Here is a 25,665-nt window from a genome sequence, read left to right on the forward strand (position 1 = left end):
TGCCCCTGAGCGGGCATGATGACGCCATGCGTACCTCTGCCTCTCGTCTCGCCGCCTTGGCCACCCTGGTCGCCGTGGTGGCCGCCGCGGTGCTGTTCAACCCGTCGCCCGAGCGCCACCGCACTCAGATCAAGCAGGCCGTGGCCGAACGCAACCAGCTTGCGGCCATGCTGCGCCTGGGTGATGTGGCGGCCTTCGTGTCGAGCTACCACTCGCTGGGCGTGGCCTCGTACACCACGGTGAACGGCAGGCTGTTGTCCGTGGGGGCCCTGGGGGTGGTGGTGGTGCTGGACTCGGATCGCAGCCCCTGACCCGCGGCGCCGGGTGCGGACGACCCTGCGCTGAGGCCCCCGGTCCCTCCGGCGGCCGCTCTGGCCTCGTATCAAGCCTCGTGTCAGCTCGTCGGGCTAGCCTGCCCGTCCTCTTTGTGCCCCTCGACGGCTGACCATGCTCAACAACGTTCGCATCTCGCAGCGCTTTCTGACCGTGATGGCGCTGTTCTGGGTCGCCTTCCTGCTGATGGCGGGCGTGGCCCTTTGGGGCCTGTTCAGCACTTCTCGCCAGCTCAACGAAGTGGCCGGCGTGCGCATGCAGACGATCAACCGCATCAACGAGATCATCAAGGCCAACCAGGCCAACCGGCTGGAGGTGCTGCTGATGTTCCAGCACGCGCCTGAAAGCCCTTTGCTCAGCATCCACGGCCACGAACTCGCGCTGCACTTGGATACCTTTGACCAGCGTCGCAGCGCCAACCAGGCCCTGTGGCCGCTGGTGTACCAAGCCGTGCGCGAGGAACCCCAGGTCCGCCGGCTCGTCACCGAGCTGGAGGGCCTGCGCAAGGCCTGGGTGGAGCGGGTCGATGCCACGGTCAGCGCCGTGCGTGCGGGTGACTTCTCGCCCCCCACCATGGCCGCATTCTTGGCTGCCGGACGGCGCGAGGGGCAGGCCCTGTTCGACGGCCTGGAGAAGCTGCGCCAGCACCAGGAGGCGCTCGCGCAGGATCACGCACAAGCCGCCAGCACGCTGAGCCAGCGCATCCTGGTCGCCTTCATGGGCTTGGGCTTGCTGGTGGGTGTGCCCGCCACCTGGATGTTCCTGAGCCTGCTCAGGCGCATTCGCAACGGCTTTGCCAAGGCCGACGAGCTGGCCAGCGCGATCGCCGCTGGCGACCTTCGCCTGGAAATCGCAGCGGATGGGCGGGATGAGATCGGTCATCTGCTCGGCCAGATGCAGCACATGCGCGCCAAGCTGCTGGAGCTCATCCGTGAAGTGCGCCAGGCGGCCGATGGCGTGCAGGTGGCGGCCAGCGAGGTGGCCGACGGCAATATGGACCTCTCCAGCCGCACCGAGCAGACCGCCAGCAATCTGCAGCAGACCGCCAGCACCACCGATGAGCTGAGTGCCACCGTGCGTCAGAACGCCGACAACGCGGCGCAGGCCAACCAGCTCGCGCAAGGCGCTTCCGACGTGGCCGGGCGGGGCGGCCAGGTGGTGGGCGAGGTGGTGGCCACCATGCGCGGCATCCACGACAGCTCGCGCCGCATCGCCGACATCATTGGCGTTATCGACGGCATCGCCTTCCAGACCAACATCTTGGCCTTGAACGCCGCCGTGGAGGCCGCGCGCGCCGGTGAGGCGGGGCGAGGCTTTGCGGTGGTGGCCAGCGAGGTGCGCAGCCTGGCGCAGCGCAGCGCCGAGGCCGCGCGCGAGATCAAGACCCTGATCAGCGCCAGCGTGGAGCACGTGGAGCAGGGCACGCAGCTGGTGGACCGTGCCGGCGCCACCATGGGTGAAGTGGTGGCCGCCATCCAGCGCGTCACCGGCATCGTGGGCGAGATCAGCGTGGCCAGCGCCGAGCAGAGCGAGGGCGTGGGCTTGGTGGGTCAGTCCCTCAGCCAGATGGATCAGGCGACGCAGCAGAACGCCGCGCTGGTGGAGCAGAGCGCGGCGGCGGCGGCCAGCCTGCGCGATCAGGCCAACCAGCTGGTGCAGGCGGTGGCGGGGTTCCGGCTGCCCTGAACCGCTTGCACCTTCAGCGCCTCAGAGCTCATCCGGAAAGTAGAACCCCCCCGCCGGCACCAGCTCACGCGGCTGCAGGCTGCTCACGCTGAAGGGGCTCAGCTGGCCGCTCGCCTCCCAGGCCTCGGCACCGCCCACATGGTTCAGCGCGGTGAACTGCAGGGTCCAGCGGCCGTCCGCATGGGTTTGCAGTTCGGGCTCGCGCTGCAGCTTGCGCAGCGCGTCCAAGCCGTAGGTCGGCCCGGCCAGCCAGCTCTCCAGGATGAACTCGGGCTGGCGGTAGAACGCAGCGTCGGTGAGTTGCACGCGCGGGTCGCGCAGCCAGGCCACCAGGGTGCGGGCGAAGGCGGCCAGGCCCATGCGTTCCCAGGGCAGGCCGGGCTGGCTGCGCAGCAGCTCGCTGGCCAGGCCGAGCGCCTGCGGGCCGGCCAGGGCGGTGAAGCGCCCGTCCTGCTCGATCACGTGCAGCGAGCGGTTCTGTTGGTCGATCAGCCAGTAGAAGCCGCTCACGGGCCAGCCGCCGCCGTAGCTGCGCGTGACGTCGCGGCGCCACCAGCGCGTGTGCTCGGGGTGCAGGTAGGGCGCGGCGGCGTCGATCAGGCCCTGCGGCAAGTTGGGAGGCGTGCTCATGGGGTTCTCGTCAGGGGGCGCGTTCGCAGACGATGACGATGGCCTGCGGGTTGTACTTGGCGTCGAACTCTTCCTGCGACATCTCGCGCGTGCGGCCGCCGTAGGCGGGGTCGGGGTCGCGCACCTTGTAGGTGCGGTTGCCGTCCTCGTCGATGTCCACGCCCTCCAGCATCACGCGGTGGCCGGGGTCCTTGAAGCCGATCAGCGCGGGCTTGCCGTCCAGCGTGGCGGGCAGGTCCTCGGAGGCGATGTTGCGGTGTGTCTGGGTCTTGACGCCGTGCTTTTCCAGCAGTTGGGCGGCATAGGCCGGGTTGATCGGCGTGGTCTCGAAGTCGTGATCGGGCTTGCCCATCAGATCGCGCACTTCCTGCTGCAGATCCTCTTCGGGGATGTTCTCCCCGGTGAGCTCGTGGATCATGTTGCGGCTCGAGGCCACGACGCAGGAGTTGCTGTTCTGCTGCGTGAAGTGGCCCAGCAGCCAGCGCCGCACCTGGGCCAGCGCGCGATTGATCGAGAAGCCTTCGCTCTCGGCCGGGCAGGGGCTGACCGGGCTGCCCTCGCTGGCGGCGCTGAATTCCTCTTGGGCGGCCTGTGCGGCCAGGGCCAACTCATCCATGGCGCGCCTCCGGGGTTCTGGCCTGGGTCGGGGCCTGGGCCCGGGCCTTGGGTTCACGCAGGGCGGCGCCCAGCAGCACCTCGATGCGGTCCTGCTCGTTGCCCAGGGCGGGGTCGTCCAGGATCTGCATCAGCCGGCTCTTCAGCGCCGGGCTGCCCTGCACCGCCGCGCACAGCATCACGTCCACCAGCACCACCTGGTTGGCTTCCTTGTGGATGCCGCGTTCGGCCGCGCTGCGCAGCAACTGCCCCACCAGGGTTTCGAGCTGGTAGGGGTCGTACTGCGCGCACACCTGGGGCAGGTGGCGGCGCACATGGGTGAGCACGCGCGCCTGCAGGCCTTGCAGGCGTTGGGCGGCCAGGGTGCCGATCTGATCGGTGGAAATCTTCAGCATGCGCCGGGTTGGGAGGGAGCGCGATCAGCATAGCCGGCAAGCGGGCGCTGACTTCTGGCGCGTTCCCGGCTCCCCCCTAGGCTCGTGCCCATGAACCTTCTGCTCATCGGCGGTGGCCGCTTTGTCGGCCACCATCTGCTCGAAGCCGCGCTTGCCGCCGGCCATGCCGTCACCGTCTTCAGCCGCGGCCAGAGCCGCAGCGCCTGGCCCGCTGGCGTGGAAGTGCGCGTAGGTGACCGCCGGTCCGAGCTCAGCGCGCTGCGCCAAGGGCAATGGGACGCGGTGCTGGACTGCTGCGCCTACCTGCCCGGCGAGGTGACGCAGCTGGCCCAGGCCCTGGACGGCCGTGCCGCCCGCTATGTGCTCATATCCAGCGTCTCGGCCTACGCCAGCTTCGCGCAGCCGAACGACGAGGACAGCCCGCTGGGCAGCCTGGCCGCGGACGACCCCGACCTGCTCAGCGGCACGGTGAACGGCCGCAGCTACGGCCCGCTCAAGGCCATGGCGGAGGCGGCGGCGCTGCAGGCCTGGGGCGCGGACGCCTGCCTGCGCATCCGGCCCGGCCTGGTGATCGGCCCGCAGGACCCGACGCAGCGCTTCACCTACTGGCCGGTGCGCCTGGCGCGCGCACAGGCGGGCGAGCCGGTGCTGGCGCCGGGCCGGCCGGACACGCCGGTGCAGTGGATCGATGCGCGCGACCTGGCCGCCTTCACGCTGCAGGCCTTGATAGATGGCCGCCAGGGCGCGGTGAACGTGCACACGGGCGGCGACGAACTGCGCCTGGGCACGGTGCTGGACGAGATGGCCGCCGCGCTGCAGCGCCAGCCGCGTTGGGTCTGGGTGCCGGACGAGGCCTTGCAGGCGGCCGGCGTCACGCCCTGGAGCGAGCTGCCGCTGTGGCTGCCGGCGCAGGGCGAGTACGCGCACTTCATGCGCAACCGCAATGCCCGTGCACGGGCCTGGGGCCTGCGGACGCGCCCGGTGGCCGAGACGGCGCGCGACATCCTGGCCTGGTGGCAGGCCCTGCCGGCGGCGCAGCAGGTCTTCGACAAGGCCGGGCTGGCGCCGGCGCGTGAGCGGGAGCTGCTGGCCGCGTTGACCTGATCGGCTCAGGCGCCCGGGTACTCCAGCTGCAGCGCCACGAACTCCGCCGTGGCGGCGCCATGGCGGGCGCGGATGCGCGCCAGCGCGGCCTGCAGCACCGCCACCGGGGTCTGGTCCGCCGCCAGGTTCAGCGCTTGCAGGCCGGGCTCGGGGCCGCTGCGGTCGGGCAGGAAGACGAGGCCGCCGCGGCTGCGCACCGGGCCGGCCGCCAGGCCCAGCACCTCGCTGCACCAGGTGCGCGCGTGGGCGTCGGCCAGCAGGGCCAGGCCCAGTTCGTTCAGGCCGGGTTGCAGCGCCAGGCCGAGCTGCTCGCGGTCCCACAGGCGCAGCCAGTTGCCGGCGGCGGCGCCCAGGTGGCGGGCGCGCAGCTGGAAATCGGCGCTGCGGTGGCGGGCGCTCCAGTCCGGCAGGCCCAGGCGCGCCGCGAGCGGCTGCGCCACCGCCGGGCCGGCCATGGCCTGCACCAGCGCCAGCGAGACCGGCAGCGAGGCGGTGACGCCGGTGGTGGTGATGACGGGCCCATCGGCCAGGTAGCGGCGGTCGGCCACCCAGCGGGTGTCCGGGAACTTGCGGGCCAGCGCGTCGCGCGCGTACCAATGGCCCACCGCCTGGCGCCCCTGCAGCAGGCCGGCGCGCGCCAGCACCCAGACGCCGTCGCACACGCCCAGCACGGTGGCGCCCTTGGCGGCCTGGGCGCGCACCCAGGCCAGCAGGCTGGGGTCGTCGTCATGGTGCACGGCGGGCACCACCAGCAGGTCCGCGCCCTCGGGGTGGCGGGCATCGAACGCGGCGATGCTGGCCTGGGCCTGCAGCTGCAGCGCCGGGAACAGGCGGATCGGCCCGGCCTGCGTGCCCAGGGCCACGACATCGGCCACGCCGCTGGCCTGCAGCACGCCGTAGGGAATCACGTAGTCGGTCAGCTCGGTGTAGCGGTTCTCGCCCAGCACAGCCACCAGCGGCCGGCTGCGGCCGGCACGCGGCGGCGGCAGGCGCAGCGGAGCTTCGGCCGAAGAGGCCGCGGTGGCCGGCGGCAGGGTGGGGGCGCAGGCGCTGAACAGCGGGGCGCTCAGGCTGGCGAGCAGCTGGCGCCGGCGCAGGCCGGGGGGGGGTGTGGCAGGCATGGGTGGGCACGAAGAAGCCGGGGCGGGCAAATTCTGGGCAGCCCTCTGTGGTGCTGGCCGGACTTGCGACGTTCTGCGGCCGCCGGGGTGCGAACTGCGGTTGGCGCGGCGGCGGTTGGCGCCTCGCCAGCGCCGCTTCAGCCCCCGCGGCCCTCAGTTCGGCGCAGCGGCGTCCGGGGGCGGGCGGCAGGTGGTCAGAATCGCGCCCTTCTTCTCAACCGCGCTGTCGAACCTGCCATGGCCCGTCCCTCGCTCCGTCGCCTTTCCCTGGCCCTGCTGCCGCTGCTGCTGGGCGCCTGCGCGCTCAAGACGGTCGACATCACCGAGGACCAGTTCCTTCGCGGTCGCAAGAGCGACTGGGTCAGCGACCGCATCACGCGCAGCAATCTGGAGCTGGCGCTGCCCGATCTGCCCGGCCAGAGCCTGAAGGGCTGGCGCCTGAACCACCCGGCACCCAAGGCCACGCTGATCTACTTCTACGGCGGCGGCAACAACCTCTGGGACAACGCCCGCCTGATGCACGAGCTGGCGCAGAAGCTGGAAGTGGATGTGGTGAGCTTTGACGTGCGCGGCACCGGCGCCAGCGGCGGCCAGACCCGCTTCGAAACGATGCGCGCCGACGCGCTGCGCATCTACGACCAGCAGCGCAAGCCCGGCCAGCCCACGCTGGTGCTCGGCTACTCGCTGGGCAGCGTGGCGGCCGTGCACCTGGCCGCCAACCGCCCGGTGGAAGGCCTGATGGTGGCGGCCGGCATCTCCAGCTTCGAAGAAGCGCGCGGCCACTTCGACAAGCTGGTGCCCTGGTACGCCAAGCCCTTCGTCGAGCTGAAGTTCGACCCCGCCTTCCTGCAGCGCCCGCAGCCGGTGGACGAGATGCCCAAGGTGCAGGCGCCCACCCTGGTGATGCACGGCGAGGCCGACGAGACCCTGCCGGTGCAGTGCGGCGATTCGCTGGCCCAGGCCAGCAAGGCCGGCTGGAAGCGCTACCTGCGCATCCCGGCCAAGGGCCACGGCAACCTGCCGCTGGTGAGCGGCGAGGGCCTGGAGGCGCTGCGCGCGCTGGTGGCCGAAGCCGGCCAGCGCACCGCCACCGTGGCAGGGCGCTGATCCGCCCGCGCCCTATTCGAAGTCCACCCGCGCCTTCTCGACCGTGTAGCGGCCGCTGCCGTAGTAGCCGCGGGTGCTGGCGTCGCGCGTGAAGCGCAGGCGCAGCGTGGGGGCGCTGCTGGGGTACTGCGGGCCGCTGTCGTACACCGGGCGCGGGGCGCTGCCCAGGTTGTAGCTGGCGCTCTGGTCCACCAGGCGGGTCAGGCTCTTGGAGGTTTCCAGCGCGCCGAAGACATCGGCCGAGTCGTAGGCGCCGCTGTAGTAGCGCGTGCCGATGGCCGCGCGCGCGCTGGTGACGGTGCGGGTGCCGTAGTGGTAGCGGTCGCCGGCCGAGAGCAGGCTGACGCGCAGATTGCTGACCTTGTAGGTGCTGGCCGCCTGCACGGTGGCGGCCTGGCTGTCCACCACCACCAGCACGCCCGCGCCATACACCTGGGCGGTGCTGGCGGCCGGGTCCACCAGCACGCCGGTGTTCTCGTCCACGCCCAGGCCCTGGCGGATGTTCAGCGCGCGCATCGCCGCGGCCAGGCGGCCCAGGCGGCCGGAGCGGCGGTCGAAATGGGTGTCGCTCAGCAGCGCGGTGGGCAGAAGGCCCAGGCCCTTCATGGTGCCGCCGTTCTCGAAGAAGCGCAGCGCGCTGGTGCCCTCGCGGGCATCACCGAAGTTCAGGTAGTTCGGGATGGCGGTGGGGCTGGGCAGGTCGGCGCCGTAGTACAGATAGCCGTAGCTGATGCCCACGCCGTGCATGGTGGCGTTGAGCAAATGGTTGCCGGCCGAATCGCCCGCCACCACCAGGTTGCCGGCGCCGCCGTTCCAGCGCGCGCGCAGGGTGGCGGCCAGATCGCTGTCGCTGCCGTCGTCCTTGAGCCAGGTGCGGGCGTGCTTGGCCTGGTCGCCACCAGCGAAGAACACCACATCGGCCTGCTGCAGGATGGTCAGGTTGGCATTGCCCTCGGCCGTGCCGGCACGCGCATGCGTCGTGTAGTTGTCGATGTGGGCGGTGATGAACTTGGGCGAGAAGCCGTGCGTCTGGAAGAGGTTGTAGTAGCCGCGCTTGGCCAGGCTGCCGTCGCTGTTCAGCAGGTCGTTCTGGAAGGCGTCCGCGCCCACGGCATAGGAGGCCGCGGCCGAGGTGACGACGGCGATGCGCGGGCAGCGCGTGCTGGCCCAGTCGGTGCCGCAGTTGCGCGTGCTGGCCAGGTTCGGGGTGAAGGCGCTGTCGATGCCGGTGGCCTTGCGCAGGCCGTTGACGAACAGATCGGTGTTGGTGTCGCCGTAGGCGCCGCCCATCAGGTAGAGCTTGCCGGCAAAGGCGGGGCTGACGAGGCAGGCAGACACGAGCAGGGCAGTGAGACGGCGCATGCGGGCTCCGGAAGGGCTGGGGGTGCGGTCAGCGTAGGCAGGCCGCCCCGGTCTTCCCAGGGCCGGGCTTGCGCCAAAGCGGCATGGCCTTGCGGCTTTGGGCCGCCCTTGGGGCAGATCCTCAGCGGGTTCACCCGCGGTGGCGCGGGCTCAGGGCCCTGGGTGCGCGGCCTGATCGGCGCGCCGGTACTCGGTCGAGTCGCGCACCTCGGCCATCGCTGCCCACCACTGTGCCGGGCTCAGGCGGCTGGTGCGCGCCAGGTGGCGGCCCAGCACCAGGTAATAGGGGCGCTCCTGCAGCGCGGGCTCCAGGCGGCGCAGCAGCGGCGCCCATTCGGGCCGGCGCTGCAGCAGGCCCTCGGCCTCGCTGTTCTGCAGGGCCAGCGCCGCCACGCGGGCGCGCAGCAGCTTTTCCACATTGGCCTCCACCGCGCGCACGGCGTCGTCCACCGCATAGCCCTGCTCGCGCAACACGCCGGCGATCGAGTAGCCCAGCTGCGCGCCCACTGGCACGCGCTCGGGCAGGCCGCTGAGCTGCCGGCCGTCCCAGTGCAGCGTGGATTCGCGCAGGACATACCAGTAGTAGCGCTGCGTGCGCAGGGCCAGGCTGGGGTCGGGCTGGCCGTCGCGCATCGGGTACAGGCCGAAGTCCTCGCGCTCCGGCACATGGCTGATGGACAGCACCGCATCCAGCTGGCCGCTCTTCAGTTCCAACAGGCAGCGCTTGGCGGGCAGGAAGGCCGGTTCCATCTCGACCCCGGTGCGCAGCGCCAGCAGGTCCAAGAAGAGGAAGTCCAGGCCGCGGCGCAGCAGTTTGCCCTGCTCGTCGGCCAGGCGGTACGGAGGGTTGGCCACATCGCCCAGGCAGACGCGCAGGCGCTCGGCCCGGGCCGGCAGGCCCAGCGCGAGCAGCACGGTGAGGACGAGGGCGGTGAGGCGGCGCATGGTCGGGCGAGGCAGGCCAGTGTGCCCGCAGCCCGCGGCGCTGGGTTTGATGCCCGTCAGCGCGCCGGCGCGGCGGCGCGGCCCGTCACCAGCAGACCCAAGAGGGCCAGGCCGAGCGTCCAGGCCAGCACGGCGCCATAGGCCTGGGGGCCGGCCTGGCCACCGGCGAACAGCACCCCGGCCAGGGCCAGCGCCACGGTGGTGGCCAAGGCATCGGCCAGCTGCAGGGCCGAGGAATTGCGGCCCTGCTCGGCCGGGGCCGAGAGCGCCAGCGTCAGCACCGAGAGCATCGGCCAGGCCAGGCCGATGCCCAGACCGGCCAAGGCCCAGCCGGCCAGCACCCAATGCGGAGCGCCGCCGCCCAGCATCGGCCAGGTCAGCAGCAGCTGCCCGGCCAGCAGCAGGGCGAGGCCGGCCTGCAGGCCGCGCCGGCGGGCGGCCTCGTGGCGCAGGCGTGCCTGGATGGCGCTGCCCAGGCTCCAGCTCACCGCCGCGGCGCTCAGCGCCAGGCCGCCCTCCGAAAGGCTCCAGCCCGCCACCCGGTTCAGGTACAGGGGCACGAAGGCCTCGGTGCAGAAGAACGAGGCCGCCATCAGCCCGCGCAGGGCGATGACGGCCGGCAGGCCCGGCCGCGCTCCCAGGCTGCCGGCGGGCAGCAGGCGCGCCGCCGCCGGCGCCAGCGCCAGCAGGGCCAGCCAGGCCAGCGCGCCCAGCTGTTCGGCGCCATGCAGGGCCAGCGCCGCACCGGCGGCCAGGCCGGCCCAAAGCAGTGGTGCCCCGGCGCGCGCGCCCTCCGGCAGCGCAGGTAGGCGGCGCAGGGCCGGCAGCAGCAGCAAGGCGGTGGGCGGCAGCAGCGCGGCCACGCCCAGGAATACCGCGCGCCAGCCCCACAGCTCCACCAGGCGCGCCGCCAGCCAAGGGCCGAGCAGTCCGGGCAGCACCCAGGCGGCGGCCATCCAGGCGAACAGGCGCGGGTGCAGGGCGGCGGGCAGCAGGCGGCCCATGCCCACATAGAGCGCTACGCCCAGCATGCCCACGCCCAGGCCCTGCACGGCACGGCCCGCGCTGACCCACAGCATGCCCGGCGCCAGCCCGGCCACCAGCAGGCCGGCGCCGAACACCAGCAGGCCGTAGAGACTGGCGCGGTAGGGGCCTTGGCGGTCGCACACCGGCCCCGCCCACACCATGCCCAGCACCGAGAGCGCCAGCGTGCCGCCAAAGGCCAGCGCGTACTGACTCAGGCCATCCAGCGCCGCGGCAATGGCCGGCATGGCGGCGGCCACCGCCACTGCCTCGAAGGCCAGCATCGAGACCAGGGCCAGGGCGCCCAGAATGGCGGCGCGCTGGCCGGGATCAAGTGGGGTGGGAGCCGTGGGAGACATGCGGACCTGGAAGATAACAAGGCCCGCACTGTGCAACTTGAAGCGGGCTTCAAGTCAAGCGCTGCGGCTCACTCCAAGGTCTTGAGCGCGGCGCTGCCGGTGGCCGGGAAGTCGGTGAACACCCCGTCGATGCCCAGCTTCATGAAGTACGCCAACTCGGTCTTGCCATCCTTGAAGCCATGGGTGCCGGCGTCGTCGCGGAAGGTCCAGGTATGCACCAGCAGCCCGCGCGCATGCGCAGCCTCGATGACGCCGGTGCTGCCGTCGACGCGGCGGTCGTGCACGGTGCGCGTGCTGTCGCCGGTGCGCTCGACGCCGTCGTCCACGGTCTTGACGAGGTAGGGCTTCCAGGGACCGATGGCCTGCGCATAGGTCCTGACGAAATCCAGCCCGGCGGGGCTGAGCAGGTCGGCAAAGGTGCGCGCATCGCCCTTGACGACGAAGTCATAGGGTTGGCGGTAGGGGGCGACGAGGGACATCGAGCCATCCGCCTTGACGTCGTCGGCGTCGATCAACTGCACGCGGCGGATCTGCGTCTTGCCGGCCAGGTACTGCAGGTTCGCCACCTCGAAGGACTGGATGAACACCGGTGCACTGGCGGCATTGCCATAGGCCGCGTGCAAGGTGGCGAGCAGCTTGTCCTCGAACACATGGGCGCCGAACAGTTCGGCGTGGAAGGTCGAGTGCTTGATCTCGGGATAGATGCCGATCGTGCGGCCGGTCTTGGCGGACTGCGCCTTGGCCAGCGCGATCACCTCGTCCAGCGTCGGGATGCTGAACTGCCCGTCAAAGGCCTTGGAGCGCCCGGCGCGCGCCTGCACGGCGCGCAGGGTCTTGAGCTCGGCGAGCGTGAAGTCGCTGGCGAAGTAGGCGCTGGTCGACTCACCATCGACCAGCCGCATGCTCTTGCGCGCCGCGGGGAACTTGCTGGCCACGTCGGTCGTGCTGTCCAGCATCGGCTCGTGGCGCGCCAGCAGCACGCCGTCCTTGCTCAGCACCAGGTCGGGTTCGATGAAGTCGGCCCCCTGTTCGATGGCGAGCTGGTAGGCCTCCAGCGTGTGCTCGGGGCGCTCGCCGCTGGCACCGCGGTGGCCGATGACGAGCGGCGCCTTGCCGTCCAGGGTCTTGAAAGTCGGGGCATCGCTGCCGCCGCCGCAGGCCTGCAGCAGCAGCGGCAGGGCGAGCAGAAGAAGTTTGGTTCGCATGGGGGTCCCTGAGGTGGTGCGCAGCGCAACTGCTGCGCGCGCCGCGCACCCTAGGGCGATGCGGTGTCGGGCCTGTGACGGCTGGGTGACCCGGTGCCTCGCCGCTCAGGGCCCCTTGCGCTCCTGCTGCTTCCAGAGCTGGACCGCGTGGTCGACAAAGCTGTTCATCAGCTTGTTCTGGCGCAGCTTGAACATCGCGCGCGTGATGGCGCCGCGCAGCTCGGGCGTGTTGCAGTCCGAGCGGTGCGAGATCGTGATGTAGAGCTGCTCCTGGGCGATCGGCGTGGGCAGTAGGCGCAGGCCCTTGATGCCCAGGCGGGCAATGAAGGCCTCGGCCGGGCTGTCCTCGTAGACGAGGTAGTCGGCGCGCCCGCGTTCCAGCATCTGCAGCGCCTGGTCCAGGCTGCCGACCTTGCTGAGGCTGAGCGACTCGGCGGCGAAGCGGTCGAAGGTCTGGCCGAAGCTGTTGTTGATGACGGTCAGGCCCTTCTTAGGGATCAGGTCGTCCCAGCGCTGGAAGGGGAAGGTCTGGCCCTCGCGCTGGATGACCACGGAGCGCGTCTCGCGGAAGGGTAGGTGCGCGTAGTCCATGTACTCGGTGCGAGGCAGGGTGAAGAAGGCGCCGGCGATCAGGTCGATGCGGCCGGCGCGCATCTCCTCCTGCACGCGTGCCCAGTTGCCGATGTGGCGCAGCTCGATCGTCAGGCCGATCTCGTTGCCGAGCCACTCCATCAACTCGGCGTTGGCGCCAATCAGCCGGTTGTCGTTCTCGGGGTCGCGCCACAGATAGGGCGGGTACTGTGGGTTGCCGGAGGCCACCAGGCTGCGGCAGTTGCTGGCTTGCGCCTGCGCCGGGGCCATGCACAAGGCCAGGGCGGCCAGGCCGAGCAAGCGGATCAGCAGGTGGCGGAGCGCAGTGCGCATGGTCAAGCTCCCGCACGGACGCGATGGCTGACAGTAGCGCGCCGGCCAGACGATGGCAATCGCCACGCGCGGCTCAGGGCAGCAGCACCGCCTGCAAGTGGCCATCCTGCTCGCGCAGCCACACGCCCAGCGTGCCCAGCTGCCCTTGCGCCTGCTGTGCGCCCGTGCGGGCCGTGGCTTGCCAGTCCGGCCAGTTCAACCCGGCCGGCAGCTGCCACACGCCCTGCGGCCCGGCGGGCGCCGGGCCCAGCTTCAGGCCCTGTTGAATACCAATTTGCGCGGCCAGACCGGCCAGGCCCTCTGGGCCCAGGCGCCGGCGCAGGTAGTAGGCCTGGGGCGCATGGTCGGGGTCGGGCTGCCAGATGCGCAGCTCGGCCCCTTCCAGCAGCGCTGCCCCGGGTTCGCCCAGCAGGGCGCGCAGGCGATGCTTTTCCCAGAGTTGGTTCATAGGCTTCCAGCCCAGCACGCCGGCCACCAGCAGGCCCAGACCCGCCCAGGCGGCGCGGCGGCGCCCGGGTTTCAGTCGGCCTCCTTCAAGGCCACGTCCAGGGCGGCGATGCGGTCCGGCGTCGACTTCGGCTCGCCGCCCTGCCACTGGATCGTGCGATCCAGCTGGGTCTGGCTGAAGGCGGTCTGCTCGCTGTCGATGTCGAAGGCCTGGCCGGGCAGCGTGTAGTGGGCGAAGCGGGTCTTGAGCTCGCCCTGCAGGCTGCGCCCGCCGGTCGTGAAGTCCTTGGGGTCGAAGTCCCAGGTGTCGAAGAAGCTCATCTTGCCCTGGGCCGTCCACTCGCCATTGCGGCGCAGCAGCAGCTGGCCCTTGGCCAGCACGCTGAACTGACCCAATGTGCCGTTGGTGAGCGCGCCGGCCGGCACGCGCAGCTCGAAGTCCTGCTGGTGCTGGGGCAGGCGGTCGTCGTCGGCCAGCTTCGTCTGCCCGCCTTCCAGCAGCGTCATGAAGGCGCGCGAGCGCTGCAGATTGATGAGCGGGTTGCAGTCCATCATCTCCTGCAGGCTCAGCGTCAGGCCCGCGCCGCGCCCCCAGATGTACTGGCGCAGCAGCTTCTTGGGCAGGTAGTGGCTGAAGCCGGCGGCGAACACCTCGTAGGCCACCTGGTTGCGGATGCCGTCGGGCAGGGCGGCGATCCAGGCCAGCTTCTGGCCGATGTCGTCCCCCAGCGCCCGGATCTCCTCCACCGCCGCCTGCACGGCCAGTGCGCCCACGCGCTCAAGCTGGTTGCTCAGGCCCTGGCGCAGCTCACGCCGCACCCAGCTACGGGCAGCCTCCAGCGGGTCGGGAATGGGCAGGGAGAACGCGCCCGCCAAGGTGCCGGCGGCTTGCGCCAGCAGCGGGCCGGCACCACTGGGCCCGGGGATGCGGAAACCGGCCATGGCGTGCCTCCGTTCAGGGAATGCCCAGCAGCTTGTGGGTCTGGAGGCTCAGCCGCCACTGCGGGTGGGCCAGGCAGTAGTCGATCGCTGCGCGCGTGTGCTTGTTCTTCTGCAGGCCATCGAGCGGCTGCAGGAAGAAGTGCTCGAACTCCAGGCCGGCGAAGCGCTCCGGCGGTGCCAGCGGCTGGGGGTAGACGAGCTTGAGCTCGTGGCCTTTCGTCAGCACCACCGGCGCATCGGCCTTGGGGCTGACGCAGATCCAGTCCAGCCCGGCCGGCGCCGGTTGGGTGCCATTGGTTTCCACCGCCACCTCGAAGCCGTTCGCGTGCAAGGCCTCGATGGCGGGTTCGTCCAGCTGCAGCAGCGGCTCGCCGCCCGTGCACACCACATAGGGCTTGCCGCCCCCGGGCCAACGCGAGGCCACCCATTCCGCCAGCGCCTCGGGCGTGGCGAACTTGCCGCCACCCGCACCATCGGTGCCGACGAAATCGGTGTCGCAGAAATTGCAGACCGCCTGCGCGCGGTCCTGCTCGCGCCCGCTCCACAGATTGCAGCCGGCAAAGCGCAGGAACACCGCCGGCCGCCCGGCCTGCGCGCCCTCGCCCTGCAGCGTGTAGAAGCATTCCTTGACGGCGTAGCTCATCCCAACGCCCTCCAGCTCAGCGCCGCGCCATACAGGGCCAGCGCCAGCGCGATGCCCAGCTGCGGCACGCGGAACCAATAGGCCCGCGCGAGCAGGAAGTAGGCCGTCAGCGCCAGCAGGCCCAGGCCCATCAGGAACATCGAACCGAAGAACACGCCCGGCCAGGCCAGCGCCAGGTAGGCGAAGCAGGCGGCGAACAGCAGCACGCCCAGGCTGTGGCTGGCATGAAAGCCCAGGCCGGCGCGCCACATCGTCGTCTGCTTGCTGATCACGGGCGCGACCTGCTGCAGGCGCTCCAGCAGCTGGCGGTCACGCGGGTGGAAGGCCGGGCCGTGGAAGGTGAAGAACAGATGCGCGGCACCCAGCGCGCCGACGATCAGCGCGCTGGCGGCTACCAGCCAGGAAGCGGGGTGGATCAAGGATCAGAGCCTGTGAATGAATCCGGCGCGCCCGAGCGGGCGTTCCAGAAGGTGTCGGACAAGGCGCAAAGCGCAGCCATAGCTCGGGCTATGGCGAGCATTTGCAACGACGGCAGGCGCCTGCTGGGGCGCACGAGCGGGCGCGCAGGATTTGTTCACAGGCTCTCAGCTCTCTCGTTCTTCCACCGCCTCGCACAGCGCGGCCAGGCCGGCGTGCACGGTGGCCAGGCGCACCGCATGGCGGTCGCCTTGGAATTGTTCGCGCCAGACGCGCACCATTTCGCAGCCATGCGCCAGGGCCAGCCACACCGTGCCCACCGGCTTGCCCTCGCTGCCGCCCGTGGGGCCAGCGATGCCGGTCACGGCCAGGGCCCAATCCAGCGGTGCGTGGGCCAGCAGGCCGCGCGCCATGTGCGTGGCCACCGCCTCGCTCACCGAGCCGTTCAGGGTGATCAGCGCCGGCGGCACGCCCAGCAGCTCGGTCTTGCTCTGGTCGCTGTAGCTCACCACGCCGCGCTCGAACCACTGCGAGCTGCCGGACAGCGAGGTGCAGGCCGCGCCGATCAGGCCGCCGGTGCAGCTCTCGGCCACGCCCATGCGCTCCTTGCGGCGGATCAGCGCCACGGCGATGCGTTGGATCAGTTCGGTTTCGTCGGCAAACATGGCTACACCCCCAGCAATTGGACGGCCCGCACCCCCAGGGCCCACAGCAGCAGGGTACAGCCGGCGGCGACGAAGTCATCCAGCAAGATCCCCAAACCCTGGCGCCAACCGATCGGCTCTTCCCGGCGCGCCTTGAACAGCCCGTCCGCCCAGGCCACCGGGCCGGGCTTGGCGGCGTCAAAGAAGCGGAACAGGCCGAACAGCAGGGCCTGCTGCCACAGCGAGGCGGGCCAGACCAGCCACAGCACCAGCCAGAACGCCAGCACCTCGTCCCAGACGATCGCGCCCGGATCGGCCACCGCCATGTGCTGGGCGCAGCGCGTGCAGGCCCACACGCCCACCAGCGTGCCCGCCAGCACGATCCAGCCCCAGGGCTGCGGGCCGAAAAGGCGCTCGACGGCCACGAACACCGCCCAGGCCCACAGCGTGCCCACCGTACCGGGCGCCTTGGGCGCCAGGCCCGAGCCAAAGCCCAGCGCGATCCAGCGCGCCGGGTGGGCGGCCATGAAGCGGAAAGTCGGCCTCATTTGAAATGGTCGAAGGACTGCAGGCCGGGCTCGAAGGCCTGCCCGGCGGCATCGAGCACGCGCAGCCCCGGTTCGGCCTCGATGCGGCCCACCGGCGTGACGGTCACCCCGGCCGACTGGCCCGCCGCCCGCACGGCCGCATGGCGCGCGGCCGGGGCGGTGAAGACGAGCTCGTAGTCGTCGCCGCCCGCCAGCGTGCACAGGCGCTGCAGGGCCAGCGGCTGGGCGGCCAGCAAAGCGCTGCGCGGCAGGGCCTCGGCCTGCAGCGTGGCGCCCACGCCCGAGGCCGCCAGCACATGACCGAGGTCGCCCAGGAACCCGTCCGACACATCGATGGCCGCCGTGGCCAGGCCGCGCAGCGCCAGGCCCAGGGCCACGCGCGGCTGCGGACATTCCATTGCCTGCCGGGCCTGCGCGAAGCCTTCACCCGGCAGGCTCAGCGTGCCGCGGAAAGCTTCCAGCGCCAGGCGTGCGTCGCCCAGCTGGCCGCTGACCCAGATCTCGTCGCCCACCTGGGCGCCACTGCGCAACAGCGCCTGGCCAGTCGGCGCTTCGCCCATCACGGTGATGCAGATATTCAAAGGGCCGGCGGTGGTGTCGCCCCCCGCCAGCGCAATGCCATGCCGATCCGCCAATTCGAAGAGCCCATGGGCGAAGGTCTCGCACCAGGCGGCATCGGCGCGCGGCAGCGCCAGCGCCAGGAAAAAGGCGCGTGGCGTGGCGCCGCAGGCGGCCAGATCGCTGAGGTTCACCGCCAGCGCCTTGTGGCCCAGGTGCGCCGGGTTGACGGTGGGGAGGAAATGCCGGCCCTCCACCAGCATGTCGCTGGAAACCAGCCACTGCTGGCCGGGCGTGGGGGTCAGCACCGCGCAGTCGTCGCCAATGCCAACGGCCACGCCGGGCTGGGCGCCGGGGCGCTGGAAGAAGCGCCGGATCAAATCAAACTCACCAAGGGACATGCAGGCTCGGCATGACGGGCGGGGGCCGCCGGGGTGCGGGATCGTAGGCGCTGCGGCACACTCCCCAACCCCCCTCAGCTGTCCCGCCGCGCCATGCCGACTTCCGAAGAACAACGCGCCCAACTCCGCCAGGCCGCCCTGGAGTACCACGAGTTCCCGACCCCCGGCAAGCTGGCCATCATGGCCACCAAGGGCCTGGTGAACCAGCGCGATCTGGCCCTGGCCTATTCGCCCGGCGTGGCGGCGGCCTGCGAGGCCATCGTTGAAGACCCGAGCTCGATCTTTCGCTACACCGCGCGCGGCAATCTGGTCGCCGTCGTCACCAACGGCACCGCCGTGCTGGGCCTGGGCGACATCGGCCCCGAGGCCGCCAAGCCGGTGATGGAAGGCAAGGCGGTGCTGTTCAAGAAGTTCGCCGGCATCGACGTGTTCGACATCGAACTGCGCGAAAAAGACCCGAAGAAGCTGGTCGAGATCATTGCCGCGCTCGAGCCCACCTTCGGCGGCATCAATCTGGAAGACATCAAGGCGCCGGACTGCTTCGAGGTCGAACGCGCGCTGCGCGAGCGCATGAAGATTCCCGTCTTCCACGACGACCAGCATGGCACCGCCATCGTGGTGGGCGCGGCGCTGCTGAACGGCCTGAAGGTGCTGGGCAAGAAGCTGGACGAGATCAAGCTCGTCACCAGCGGCGCCGGCGCCGCGGCGCTGGCCTGCCTGAACCTGCTGGTAAAGCTCGGCGTGCCGCGCAAGAACATCTGGGTCACCGACCTGGCCGGCGTGGTCTACGAGGGCCGCACCGAGCTGATGGACCCGGACAAGATCCAGTTCGCCCAGAAGACCGAGGCGCGCAAGCTGGCCGAGGTGATCGGCGGCGCCGACGTGTTCCTGGGGCTTTCCGCCGGCGGCGTGCTCAAGCCCGAGATGGTGAAGGCCATGGCGGCGCGGCCGCTGATCCTGGCCTTGGCCAACCCGACGCCGGAGATCACCCCGGAAGAGGTGGCGGCCGTGCGCGACGACGCCATCATGGCCACCGGCCGCAGCGACTACCCGAACCAGGTCAACAACGTCCTCTGCTTCCCCTACATCTTCCGCGGTGCGCTGGACTGCGGCGCCACCACCATCACCGACGAGATGGAAGTGGCCGCGGTGCACGCGATTGCCGAGCTGGCCCAGGCCGAGCAGAGCGAGGTGGTGGCCGCGGCCTATGCCGGGGCGACGCTCTCCTTCGGCCCCGAGTACCTGATCCCCAAGCCCTTCGACCCGCGCCTGATGGAGCGCATCGCCCCGGCGGTGGCCCAGGCGGCGATGGACAGCGGTGTCGCGCAGCGGCCGATTGCCGATTTCGACGCCTACCGCGAGAAGCTGCAGAGCTTCGTCTACGCCAGCGGCACGACGATGAAGCCGATCTTCAACGTCGCCAAGCGCGCCAAGAACAAGCGCGTGGTGTTTGCCGAGGGCGAGGACGAGCGTGTGATGCGCGCGGTGCAAGTGGTGGTCGATGAGGGCTTGGCACATCCCATCCTGGTCGGCCGCCCCGCTGTGATCGCGCGCCGCTGCGAGCGCTTCGGCCTGCGCGTGCGCCCGGGCAAGGACTTCGAGGTCTGCAACATCGAGGACGACCCGCGCTACCGCGACTTCTGGCAGACCTACCACCAGCTGGGCGAACGCAAGGGCGTGACCGAGCAGCTGGCCAAGATCGAGATGCGCCGCCGCCTCACGCTGGTCAGCAGCATGCTGCTGCACAAGGGCCATGCCGACGGCATGCTCTGCGGCACCTGGGGCACGACGACCACGCACCTCAATTACATCGACCAGATCATCGGCAAGCGCCCGGGCGTCAAGACCTATGCCTGCATGAACGGGCTGATCCTGCCGAACCGGCAGATCATGCTGGTGGACACGCACGTCAACTACGACCCCACGGCCGAGCAGATTGCCGAGATCACCCTGCTGGCCGCCGAAGAAATGCGCCGCTTCGGCCTGCGTCCCAAGGCGGCGCTGCTGAGCCATTCGAACTTCGGCTCCAGCAACCAGCCCTCGGCGCTGAAGATGCGAGAGGCTCTGGGCCTGATCCAGGAGCGCGCGCCCTGGCTGGAGGTGGACGGCGAGATGCACGGCGACACCGCACTGGACGCTGCCTACCGCGCCAAGCTGATGCCGCGCAGCACGCTCAGCGGCGAGGCCAATCTGCTGGTGCTGCCGAACATTGATGCTGCCAACATCGCCTACAACCTGCTCAAAACGGCAGCCGGCGGTGGCATTGCGGTGGGTCCGGTGCTGCTGGGGGCGGCCAAGCCGGTGCACATCCTGACGCCCTCGGCCACGGTGCGGCGCATCGTCAATTTGACGGCCCTGACGGTGGCAGACGCCAACGCCGGCCGCTGAACCTGCCGTGCGGAAGTTTGTCGCGCTGCAGCAAATCAGCAGTGCTGCGCCCTATGCGAAAGCCATGCCAAGGGGGTTTATCCGGAGAGAAAGCGGGGCGCGCACTCAAATTCTTTGTAGCTCGCCCCGCGCCCCGCTTATTGCTGCAAGTCATTGATTTGCAAAGACAAGTTTGAATGTGGGCGCACGCTAACTAACGCCCTATGCCCACTTTCCCGGGGAACGGATGGCTTGAGCTTTCGGGCCAATTTCGCTACCATTTCGGCCTCGATTTCAGGGTAAACCCGTGGCTTTGATGGTAGAGAAGGCGGTGGCCGCTCTGCAGTGGCGCAAAGGCGTGAAGGTCGCTGGTGCGTTGCTGATAGGAGCTTGGCTGGCTGCCCAGCCAGTGCAGGCTCGCGACAGCAGCGCGTCCGACTTGGCGGTGGTGGCCCTGTCTGATCTGCCCAAGCAGGCGCAGAAGACGCATGAACTGGTGCTGGCCGGGGGGCCCTTCCCCTACGCCAAAGACGGCACCGTGTTCGGCAACCGCGAGCGCCAGCTGCCCAAAAAGCCGCGCGGGCATTACCGCGAATACACCGTCAAGACGCCCGGTTTGCGCCACCGAGGTGCGCGGCGTCTGGTGTGTGGCGGTATACCCCCGGAAAAGCCTGAAGTTTGCTATTACACCGAGGATCACTACAGCAGCTTCCGCCGTATCGTTCACTGAAACGGCCAACGCTGGCAGCGATCCCACCCCGTTCTTTGTTGATTTGTCGAGGACATGAGCATGTTGTTGCAGAGCATCCGCCCCAATGTGGTGCAGGCGATCCGCGCCTACCGCGTGGAGGACTTGCAGCAGGCTGCGGCCGAATCCGGCCAGCACTTCCTGTATGCGCATCTGGCCGATGCAGCGTCCAAGCAGGAGGTGATTGAGCGCATCGCCGCCGCCTTCCTGTTCCCCGAGCACTTCGGCAAGAACCTGGACGCCCTATATGACTGCATGACCGACCTGGTGCACAAGTCGGGTCCGCAGCCGGGCTTCGTGGTGGTGCTGGAGCACCTGCCCGACAACGCCAAGTTCGACCGCGAGTCGCGCGAGCAGTTGTTGGACGTGTTCCGCGAGGCCGCCGATTACTGGAGCGACCGCCGCGTGCAGTTCCGCTGCTTCTATTCCTGCCAATACCCGGCGCAGGAAGCGGGCATCTGGGAATCGCGCACGCTGGAAACCACGGCGCCGCTGGAAAAGCCCCTGCCCAAGAGCGCGGCCAACAAGGCCGGCGGCAACCCGAACTTCGGCCTGAACATGCCGCTGATGAGCTCGGCTTTCGACACCACCGCCTGGCTAAGCGCCGCTTAAACCGGCTTTTGCCAGAAGAAACAAGGCGCCCTGCGGGGCGCCTTTTTCATTGCAGGCTTTGCGCCAGGGTGACGAACTCGGCCACCGGCACCTCTTCGGCACGGCGCTGCAGATCGAAGGCGCCGGCAAAGCCGCGCGCTTCCAGCCAGCGCCCCAGGCTGTGGCGCAGCAGCTTGCGGCGCTGCGAGAACGCCACCGCCACCAGTTCCTCCAGCAGCGCCGGGTCGAGTGCGGCGGGCTGCGGCCAGGGCGTCATGCGCACGATCGCCGACATCACGCGCGGCGGCGGGTCGAAGGCCTCGGGCGGCACGTCGAACAGGGCCTCGATGTCGTAGCGCCACTGCAGCATCACCGACAGGCGCCCGTAGTCTTTGTGGCCCGGGCTGGCGGCCATGCGGTCCACCACTTCCTTTTGCAGCATGAAGTGCTGGTCCAGCACGCGGCCGGCAAAGGGCAGCAGGTGGAAGAGGATGGGCGAACTGATGTTGTAGGGCAGGTTGCCCACGATGCGCAGGCGCTCGGGCAACTGGGCGAAATCGACCTTGAGCACATCGCTCTCGATCACGTCGAGCTGCGGGTGCTGGCGCAGGCGCGCGGCGAGGTCGCGGTCCAGCTCGATGACGGTGAGCCGCCCCAGGCGTTCGACCAGGGGCTGGGTCATGGCCGCCAGGCCGGGGCCGATCTCGACCATGGCGTCGCCGGGCCGCGGGGCGATGGCGCGCACGATGGCGTCGATGACGCCGCTGTCGGTCAGGAAATGCTGGCCAAAGCGCTTGCGGGCCTGGTGCTGCATGCGGCGGGTCTCAGCTGCCGCTGTTGTCGCGCATCTCGATGAAGGCGCGGGCGCGCAGGTCCTTGACCCACTCCTTGTAGGCTTCCTCGAACTTGCGTTCACGCAGCTGGGCACGGGCCTGGTCGCGCAGCTGGCGCGGCTCGATTTCCTTGGTGCGGCGCTCCAGCACCTGGATCAGGTGGAAGCCGAAGCGCGACTGCAGCGGTTCGGACAGGCCGTTCAGGTCCAGGCGGTTCATCACCTCTTCGAACTCGGGCACGAACATGCCCGGTGCGGCCCAGCCCAGGTCGCCGCCCTGCGGCGCGCTGCCGTCCTCGGAGTACTGGCGCGCCAGCTCTTCGAACTTGACCTGGCCGCTTTCGATCAGGCGCTTCATCTCGCGCAGCCGCGTCACGGCCATTTCCGGCGGCACCTTTTCGGAGGCGCGGATCAGGATGTGGCGGGCGTGCGTTTCCGTGACCTGGTTGGCGGCGGCGCCAGCCTGGCGCTCCAGCAGCTTGAGCACGTGATAGCCGGCTTCCGAGACCAGCAGATTCGGCGTGATCTGGCCCGGGCTCAGGCTGGCGGCGGCCTGGCTGAACAGATCGGGCAGACGGTCGGCCGGGCGCAGGCCGATCTCGCCCCCTTTGGCGCGGTTGCCGTCCTCGCTGAGCTCGCGGGCCACCGCGGCGAAGTCCTCGCCGCCCTTGACACGGGCCAGGGCCCGCTCGGCGCGCTGGCGCAGGGCGCTGCGCTCGGTCTCGCTGGCGGTGCTGGGCACCGGAATCAGGATCTGCGCCACGTTGATCGGCGCCTTGGCCGCGGCGGCGGCTTCGCGTTCGGCGAGGTGCTTGTCGATCTCGCCGTCGGTGACGCGAATGCGGCCCACGACTTCGCGCTCACGCACACGCTCGGTCAGCATCTGGTCGCGCAGGTTCTCGCGGAAGCGCTTGAAGTCCACGCCGTCGGCCTTCAGGCGCTCCTTGAGCTGCTCCAGATTGAGGCGGTTCTGGGCCGCCACATTGCCGACCACGCGGTCCAGCTCAGCTTCGTCGACCCGGGCACCCGATTCGCGCGCATAGGTGACGAGCACGCGGTCCTCGATCAGCGCCTCAAGCGCCTGTTGGCGCGCAGTCTCGGCATCGGGAACGGGCTCGCCGCGCATGCGCGCCTCTTCGCGAGCGCGCTGAGTGCGCTGGGCGATCTCGCCCGCCGTCACGACGTCCTGGTTCACCACCACGGCGATGTGGTCGCCCGGCTGGCGGCGCGCGCGCGCAGCGGCGTCTTCGGCGGCGGCGGCGGCCTGGGTCGGGCCTGCCCGGGTGTCCAGCGGCGGCTTGGCATTGGCGGGTTGGGCCTGGGCGCTGGCGGCAAAGGCCAGCGACAGCGCGAGCACGAGGGCGCGCAAGCTAAACGGATTCATGGGTGAATTCAGGGGGCCTTGTCGCTGGCCAGGGGGCGGTAACCGGGCACATTGTCCCTCAGGACCTTCAGCGCATTGGAGCCGAAGCGGGACAGGCCGACGAGCTCCAGCTGCAGCAGGAATCGCGTGCTGGATTCAGCCAGGCCGGTGGAGAGCCGCTCCACGCCCATGCGCAGCACCCAGCAGCCGGCGTCGTACTCCACGCCGAGCAGGGAATCGGTGACACGGCTGTCCTTCAGGCTGTACTGCACACGGCCGGCGCTGTACCAGGCGCCCTGGCAGCTGCCGTTGCTCTTCAGGCTGCGGCCCCACAGCGGCCATTGCCAGGCCAGATCCATCTGCTCGTTCTGGCCGCGCGTCAGGCGGTAAGTCAGGCTGACGGTGCGGAAGGGCCCGGGCTGGTAGCGCGCCGCCAGCACGGTGCGCACGCTGCGCTGGCCGTCGGGGTCGTATTGCACGGCGGCATCTGCCCACCAGGGGCTGCTGAGGTGGGCGGCACCGGCCAGCAGCAGGTCGGAGAAGCGGCGGTTCACGCCGTCGGCCTCGGCGGTGATGCGCTGCGGGCGGAACTGGTAGCGCTGCACCAGGCCCAGGCGCAGGCGCTCGTCACCGTCGTTGGCGTCCACCCAGCGGCTCACCGCGCCGAAGGCGAGCTGGCGCGCGTCGGCCACGCGATCGATGCCGGTGAACTCGTTGACGCTGTAGATCGAGTCGACGTTGAAATCGCGTGGCGCCGAATCGAAGTTGGGCAGCTGGTCCTGCGCGCGGTAGGGCGTCTGCACATAGAGCAGGCGCGGCTCCAGGCTTTGCAGCACCGGGCGGCCGAGCAGTTTGCTGTCGCGCTCGAAGGCCAGGCCGGTGTCGATGGAGAAGCTCGGAATCGTGCGGCTGGCGCGGCGGCGGCCGTCGGCCAGGGCCTGGCTGACGCGGTACTCGGCGCTGTTCACGCGCAGCCGCGGCGTGAACCACCAGGCGGTGTCGCCCAGCGGCAGGCTCAGGTCGCCCAGCAGGTGCACGCGCTCGCCCCCGGCCAACTGACCGGCCTGTGCGGTACGCGGCAGCGTGAAGCGGTTGTACTCCAGCTCCAGCGAGCCTTCCAGGCGCGTGCGCTGGCGGGCCGGCAGCAGGCCGAGGTCGAACTCGCTGCCGCTGCGCAGGCGCAGGCCCAGCTGGGGCTCGCGCTGGTAGGGAGCGGTGATGCGGGTGGCGGTCTCGACGGTCTGCAGCACCTGCCAGGCCTGCATGCGCGCATAGCCCTGCCAGTTGGCGCCGGCAGTGGGCGTGCCCCAGTGGCCGCTGCGCTCGGCCAGCCATTCGCGCGCCAGCAGGCGCGGCGTCGGGCTGCTGATGCGGCGGCGCAGGTCCTTCCAGTAGTCGTCGTCGCTGACGGTTTCCATGGCCACGCGCGTGCGCAGCCCGGGCAGCAGCTCGCCGCGCGCGCGCAGCTGGGCCGACCAGCGTTCCTGCCCCAGCGCGCGGTCGTGCGGCAGCAGGCTGCCGGAGAGCTCGGCGCTCAGGTCCTCGCCCAGCCAGCGCAGCTCGCCGTCGGCGCCGAAGCCGCGCCGCGTCATCGCGAAGGGCGTGAGCGTGGCGTCGTAGTTCGGCGCGAGGTTGAAGTAGTAGGGTACGGCCAGCTCGATGCCGCTGCGGTTGTCCGCGCCCACATGCGGGGGCAGCCAGCCGGACTTGCGTTCATCACCCAGCGGAAAGGAGAAACCCGGCGCGGCCAGGATGGGCACGCCCAGGAAGCGCAGCACGGCGCCGCGCGCCACGCCCACGTTGTCCTTCAGGTTCAGTTCCAGGCGCTGGGTCTGCAGCTCCCAGTCGGGTTCGACGTTCTCTTCGCGCGGGCAGCTGGAGTAGCTGGCATCGGCGGCGCGCAGCTGCTTGTCGCCCAGGAAGTCGAGCCGGCTGGCCTTGCCGCTGCCGCCGGTCTGGGCGATGCGGTACTGCGGCTCCAGCAGCTCGCCGATGAAGGCCTCCAGCTGCAGGCGCAGGTGATGGCCGCGCGCCTGGTTGCCCAGGTGCTCCAGCTCCACCGGCCCGGGGCTGCTGACCTCGTCCTTGGCCTCTTCGTAAACCAGGCTGGGCGCGCGCAGCAGGGTGTCGGCGTGGCGCAGCTCCACCTCGCCCTGCGCCATCAGGCGCTGGCCGAGCAGGGCATCGATGCGCTGGGCGCGCAGCACCATCGCACCGCGGTTGCCATCGCGGGCGCTGAGGGTCTTGATGGTGCGCAGCTCGGGCGCTGTGGTCTGGGCGTGCAGCGGGCCGGCCAGCAGGGCCAGCAGCAGGGGGGTGAGCAGCGAGGGGGGCAGGGCGGAGGAACGCGGCACG

25 protein-coding genes and 1 pseudogene are annotated in these 25,665 nt (G+C 70.5%); 7 read left to right on the forward strand and 19 right to left on the reverse strand.

Annotated elements, in window-relative coordinates:
* Positions 1 to 56 precede the first annotated feature (56 nt).
* Together I7X39_RS09310 and I7X39_RS23685 are read left to right on the forward strand one after the other, a co-directional pair.
* Positions 57 to 311: a hypothetical protein gene (locus I7X39_RS09310; RefSeq protein WP_232351845.1), complete on the forward strand. Its 255-nt coding sequence runs from the start codon at positions 57 to 59 to the stop codon at positions 309 to 311.
* Between the two features lie 136 nt (positions 312 to 447).
* Positions 448 to 2,019: a methyl-accepting chemotaxis protein gene (locus tag I7X39_RS23685; RefSeq protein WP_198110880.1), complete on the forward strand. Its 1,572-nt coding sequence runs from the start codon at positions 448 to 450 to the stop codon at positions 2,017 to 2,019.
* A 21-nt stretch (positions 2,020 to 2,040) separates the two neighbouring features.
* On the opposite strand, the gene I7X39_RS09320 is transcribed toward I7X39_RS23685, so the two are convergent.
* Genes I7X39_RS09320 through I7X39_RS09330 form a run of 3 tightly spaced genes read right to left on the reverse strand, consistent with a single transcriptional unit; the run spans position 2,041 to position 3,659 of the window.
* Entirely contained in the window at positions 2,041 to 2,649 is a 609-nt protein-coding gene (locus I7X39_RS09320) for a hypothetical protein (protein WP_198110881.1), read from the reverse strand.
* Between the two features lie 10 nt (positions 2,650 to 2,659).
* The gene (locus I7X39_RS09325; protein WP_198110882.1) at positions 2,660 to 3,265 is read right to left on the reverse strand and encodes a papain-like cysteine protease family protein; all 606 of its coding nucleotides are present in this window, start codon (positions 3,263 to 3,265) and stop codon (positions 2,660 to 2,662) included.
* The gene (locus I7X39_RS09330; protein ID WP_198110883.1) at positions 3,258 to 3,659 is read right to left on the reverse strand and encodes a hypothetical protein; all 402 of its coding nucleotides are present in this window, start codon (positions 3,657 to 3,659) and stop codon (positions 3,258 to 3,260) included. Before I7X39_RS09330 ends, I7X39_RS09325 begins: the two co-directional genes overlap by 8 nt.
* A 90-nt stretch (positions 3,660 to 3,749) precedes the next feature.
* Here I7X39_RS09330 and I7X39_RS09335 point away from each other — a divergent pair, with 90 nt between their 5' ends.
* Positions 3,750 to 4,763 carry an NAD-dependent epimerase/dehydratase family protein gene (locus tag I7X39_RS09335; protein ID WP_198110884.1) on the forward strand — a complete coding sequence of 338 codons (1,014 nt, stop codon included), beginning with the start codon at positions 3,750 to 3,752 and terminating at the stop codon, positions 4,761 to 4,763.
* Between the two features lie 5 nt (positions 4,764 to 4,768).
* Here the strand turns inward: I7X39_RS09335 and I7X39_RS09340 are convergent, their stop codons facing one another.
* Positions 4,769 to 5,884 (reverse strand): DJ-1/PfpI family protein, encoded by a 1,116-nt coding sequence (locus tag I7X39_RS09340; protein ID WP_198110885.1) that lies wholly within the window; start codon positions 5,882 to 5,884, stop codon positions 4,769 to 4,771.
* Positions 5,885 to 6,121: 237 nt separating this feature from the next.
* On the opposite strand from I7X39_RS09340, the gene I7X39_RS09345 reads away from it, so the two are divergent.
* Positions 6,122 to 6,991, forward strand: coding sequence for an alpha/beta hydrolase (locus I7X39_RS09345; RefSeq protein ID WP_198110886.1), 870 nt, complete (start codon positions 6,122 to 6,124; stop codon positions 6,989 to 6,991).
* A gap of 12 nt (positions 6,992 to 7,003) precedes the next feature.
* Here the strand turns inward: I7X39_RS09345 and I7X39_RS09350 are convergent, their stop codons facing one another.
* The 12 genes from I7X39_RS09350 to thiL all read right to left on the reverse strand — a co-directional run bounded on the left by I7X39_RS09350 (position 7,004) and on the right by thiL (position 17,409).
* Positions 7,004 to 8,353: a cyanophycinase gene (locus I7X39_RS09350; protein ID WP_198110887.1), complete on the reverse strand. Its 1,350-nt coding sequence runs from the start codon at positions 8,351 to 8,353 to the stop codon at positions 7,004 to 7,006.
* Between the two features lie 150 nt (positions 8,354 to 8,503).
* Complete coding sequence (locus I7X39_RS09355) at positions 8,504 to 9,298, reverse strand: transporter substrate-binding domain-containing protein (RefSeq protein ID WP_198110888.1); 795 nt, start codon at positions 9,296 to 9,298, stop codon at positions 8,504 to 8,506.
* Between the two features lie 56 nt (positions 9,299 to 9,354).
* A complete protein-coding gene (locus I7X39_RS09360) occupies positions 9,355 to 10,680 on the reverse strand; it encodes an MFS transporter (protein WP_198110889.1) in 1,326 nt (441 codons plus the stop codon).
* Positions 10,681 to 10,748: 68 nt separating this feature from the next.
* On the reverse strand, positions 10,749 to 11,885 hold the full coding sequence (locus tag I7X39_RS09365) for a glycerophosphodiester phosphodiesterase (protein ID WP_198110890.1): 1,137 nt from the start codon (positions 11,883 to 11,885) through the stop codon (positions 10,749 to 10,751).
* A 105-nt stretch (positions 11,886 to 11,990) separates the two neighbouring features.
* Entirely contained in the window at positions 11,991 to 12,809 is an 819-nt protein-coding gene (locus tag I7X39_RS09370; RefSeq protein ID WP_198110891.1) for a substrate-binding periplasmic protein, read from the reverse strand.
* A 73-nt stretch (positions 12,810 to 12,882) separates the two neighbouring features.
* Positions 12,883 to 13,257, reverse strand: coding sequence for a hypothetical protein (locus tag I7X39_RS09375; RefSeq protein WP_198110892.1), 375 nt, complete (start codon positions 13,255 to 13,257; stop codon positions 12,883 to 12,885).
* Positions 13,258 to 13,328: 71 nt separating this feature from the next.
* Positions 13,329 to 14,198: a hypothetical protein gene (locus tag I7X39_RS09380; RefSeq protein WP_198110893.1), complete on the reverse strand. Its 870-nt coding sequence runs from the start codon at positions 14,196 to 14,198 to the stop codon at positions 13,329 to 13,331.
* A 13-nt stretch (positions 14,199 to 14,211) separates the two neighbouring features.
* Positions 14,212 to 14,841, reverse strand: a complete 630-nt coding sequence (gene queE / locus I7X39_RS09385) for a 7-carboxy-7-deazaguanine synthase (RefSeq protein WP_198110894.1) — start codon at positions 14,839 to 14,841, stop codon at positions 14,212 to 14,214.
* Positions 14,838 to 15,260 (reverse strand): LIC_13387 family protein, encoded by a 423-nt coding sequence (locus tag I7X39_RS09390; protein ID WP_198110895.1) that lies wholly within the window; start codon positions 15,258 to 15,260, stop codon positions 14,838 to 14,840. The genes queE and I7X39_RS09390 overlap by 4 nt, the downstream gene beginning before the upstream one ends.
* Before the next feature lie 165 nt (positions 15,261 to 15,425).
* A complete protein-coding gene (locus I7X39_RS09395; protein WP_198110896.1) occupies positions 15,426 to 15,923 on the reverse strand; it encodes a CinA family protein in 498 nt (165 codons plus the stop codon).
* A gap of 2 nt (positions 15,924 to 15,925) precedes the next feature.
* Positions 15,926 to 16,450 (reverse strand): phosphatidylglycerophosphatase A family protein, encoded by a 525-nt coding sequence (locus I7X39_RS09400; RefSeq protein WP_198110897.1) that lies wholly within the window; start codon positions 16,448 to 16,450, stop codon positions 15,926 to 15,928.
* Positions 16,447 to 17,409 carry a thiamine-phosphate kinase gene (thiL, locus tag I7X39_RS09405; RefSeq protein WP_198110898.1) on the reverse strand — a complete coding sequence of 321 codons (963 nt, stop codon included), beginning with the start codon at positions 17,407 to 17,409 and terminating at the stop codon, positions 16,447 to 16,449. The genes I7X39_RS09400 and thiL overlap by 4 nt, the downstream gene beginning before the upstream one ends.
* 93 nt (positions 17,410 to 17,502) lie before the next feature.
* Here thiL and I7X39_RS09410 point away from each other — a divergent pair, with 93 nt between their 5' ends.
* The 3 genes and pseudogenes from I7X39_RS09410 to I7X39_RS09420 form a co-directional block, all read left to right on the forward strand.
* Positions 17,503 to 19,797, forward strand: coding sequence for an NADP-dependent malic enzyme (locus I7X39_RS09410; protein ID WP_198110899.1), 2,295 nt, complete (start codon positions 17,503 to 17,505; stop codon positions 19,795 to 19,797).
* A 295-nt stretch (positions 19,798 to 20,092) separates the two neighbouring features.
* Positions 20,093 to 20,506, forward strand: a complete 414-nt coding sequence (locus I7X39_RS09415; RefSeq protein ID WP_198110900.1) for a guanyl-specific ribonuclease — start codon at positions 20,093 to 20,095, stop codon at positions 20,504 to 20,506.
* Positions 20,507 to 20,566: 60 nt separating this feature from the next.
* Positions 20,567 to 20,953, forward strand: a pseudogene (locus I7X39_RS09420) (barstar family protein); the annotation flags it as partial.
* Between the two features lie 229 nt (positions 20,954 to 21,182).
* On the opposite strand, the gene rsmA reads toward I7X39_RS09420, so the two are convergent.
* Genes rsmA through I7X39_RS09435 form a run of 3 tightly spaced genes read right to left on the reverse strand, consistent with a single transcriptional unit; the run spans position 21,183 to position 25,664 of the window.
* Positions 21,183 to 21,929 (reverse strand): 16S rRNA (adenine(1518)-N(6)/adenine(1519)-N(6))-dimethyltransferase RsmA, encoded by a 747-nt coding sequence (rsmA, locus tag I7X39_RS09425; protein ID WP_198110901.1) that lies wholly within the window; start codon positions 21,927 to 21,929, stop codon positions 21,183 to 21,185.
* 10 nt (positions 21,930 to 21,939) lie between these two features.
* Positions 21,940 to 23,331: a peptidylprolyl isomerase gene (locus tag I7X39_RS09430; RefSeq protein WP_198110902.1), complete on the reverse strand. Its 1,392-nt coding sequence runs from the start codon at positions 23,329 to 23,331 to the stop codon at positions 21,940 to 21,942.
* Positions 23,332 to 23,339: 8 nt separating this feature from the next.
* Positions 23,340 to 25,664: an LPS-assembly protein LptD gene (locus tag I7X39_RS09435; RefSeq protein WP_198110903.1), complete on the reverse strand. Its 2,325-nt coding sequence runs from the start codon at positions 25,662 to 25,664 to the stop codon at positions 23,340 to 23,342.
* Position 25,665: the final 1 nt, after the last annotated feature.

This window comes from Inhella proteolytica, assembly GCF_016093275.1.
Classification (GTDB): domain Bacteria; phylum Pseudomonadota; class Gammaproteobacteria; order Burkholderiales; family Burkholderiaceae_C; genus Inhella; species Inhella proteolytica.

Coding starts and splice junctions, on each gene's coding strand:
- I7X39_RS23685 (WP_198110880.1), top strand. CDS start 448: ATGCTCAACAACGTTCGCATCTCGCAGCGCTTTCTGACCGTGATGGCG.
- I7X39_RS09320 (WP_198110881.1), bottom strand. CDS start 2,649: ATGAGCACGCCTCCCAACTTGCCGCAGGGCCTGATCGACGCCGCCGCG.
- I7X39_RS09325 (WP_198110882.1), bottom strand. CDS start 3,265: ATGGATGAGTTGGCCCTGGCCGCACAGGCCGCCCAAGAGGAATTCAGC.
- I7X39_RS09330 (WP_198110883.1), bottom strand. CDS start 3,659: ATGCTGAAGATTTCCACCGATCAGATCGGCACCCTGGCCGCCCAACGC.
- I7X39_RS09335 (WP_198110884.1), top strand. CDS start 3,750: ATGAACCTTCTGCTCATCGGCGGTGGCCGCTTTGTCGGCCACCATCTG.
- I7X39_RS09340 (WP_198110885.1), bottom strand. CDS start 5,884: ATGCCTGCCACACCCCCCCCCGGCCTGCGCCGGCGCCAGCTGCTCGCC.
- I7X39_RS09345 (WP_198110886.1), top strand. CDS start 6,122: ATGGCCCGTCCCTCGCTCCGTCGCCTTTCCCTGGCCCTGCTGCCGCTG.
- I7X39_RS09350 (WP_198110887.1), bottom strand. CDS start 8,353: ATGCGCCGTCTCACTGCCCTGCTCGTGTCTGCCTGCCTCGTCAGCCCC.
- I7X39_RS09355 (WP_198110888.1), bottom strand. CDS start 9,298: ATGCGCCGCCTCACCGCCCTCGTCCTCACCGTGCTGCTCGCGCTGGGC.
- I7X39_RS09360 (WP_198110889.1), bottom strand. CDS start 10,680: ATGTCTCCCACGGCTCCCACCCCACTTGATCCCGGCCAGCGCGCCGCC.
- I7X39_RS09365 (WP_198110890.1), bottom strand. CDS start 11,885: ATGCGAACCAAACTTCTTCTGCTCGCCCTGCCGCTGCTGCTGCAGGCC.
- I7X39_RS09370 (WP_198110891.1), bottom strand. CDS start 12,809: ATGCGCACTGCGCTCCGCCACCTGCTGATCCGCTTGCTCGGCCTGGCC.
- I7X39_RS09375 (WP_198110892.1), bottom strand. CDS start 13,257: ATGAACCAACTCTGGGAAAAGCATCGCCTGCGCGCCCTGCTGGGCGAA.
- I7X39_RS09380 (WP_198110893.1), bottom strand. CDS start 14,198: ATGGCCGGTTTCCGCATCCCCGGGCCCAGTGGTGCCGGCCCGCTGCTG.
- queE (WP_198110894.1), bottom strand. CDS start 14,841: ATGAGCTACGCCGTCAAGGAATGCTTCTACACGCTGCAGGGCGAGGGC.
- I7X39_RS09395 (WP_198110896.1), bottom strand. CDS start 15,923: ATGTTTGCCGACGAAACCGAACTGATCCAACGCATCGCCGTGGCGCTG.
- I7X39_RS09400 (WP_198110897.1), bottom strand. CDS start 16,450: ATGAGGCCGACTTTCCGCTTCATGGCCGCCCACCCGGCGCGCTGGATC.
- thiL (WP_198110898.1), bottom strand. CDS start 17,409: ATGTCCCTTGGTGAGTTTGATTTGATCCGGCGCTTCTTCCAGCGCCCC.
- I7X39_RS09410 (WP_198110899.1), top strand. CDS start 17,503: ATGCCGACTTCCGAAGAACAACGCGCCCAACTCCGCCAGGCCGCCCTG.
- I7X39_RS09415 (WP_198110900.1), top strand. CDS start 20,093: ATGGTAGAGAAGGCGGTGGCCGCTCTGCAGTGGCGCAAAGGCGTGAAG.
- rsmA (WP_198110901.1), bottom strand. CDS start 21,929: ATGCAGCACCAGGCCCGCAAGCGCTTTGGCCAGCATTTCCTGACCGAC.
- I7X39_RS09430 (WP_198110902.1), bottom strand. CDS start 23,331: ATGAATCCGTTTAGCTTGCGCGCCCTCGTGCTCGCGCTGTCGCTGGCC.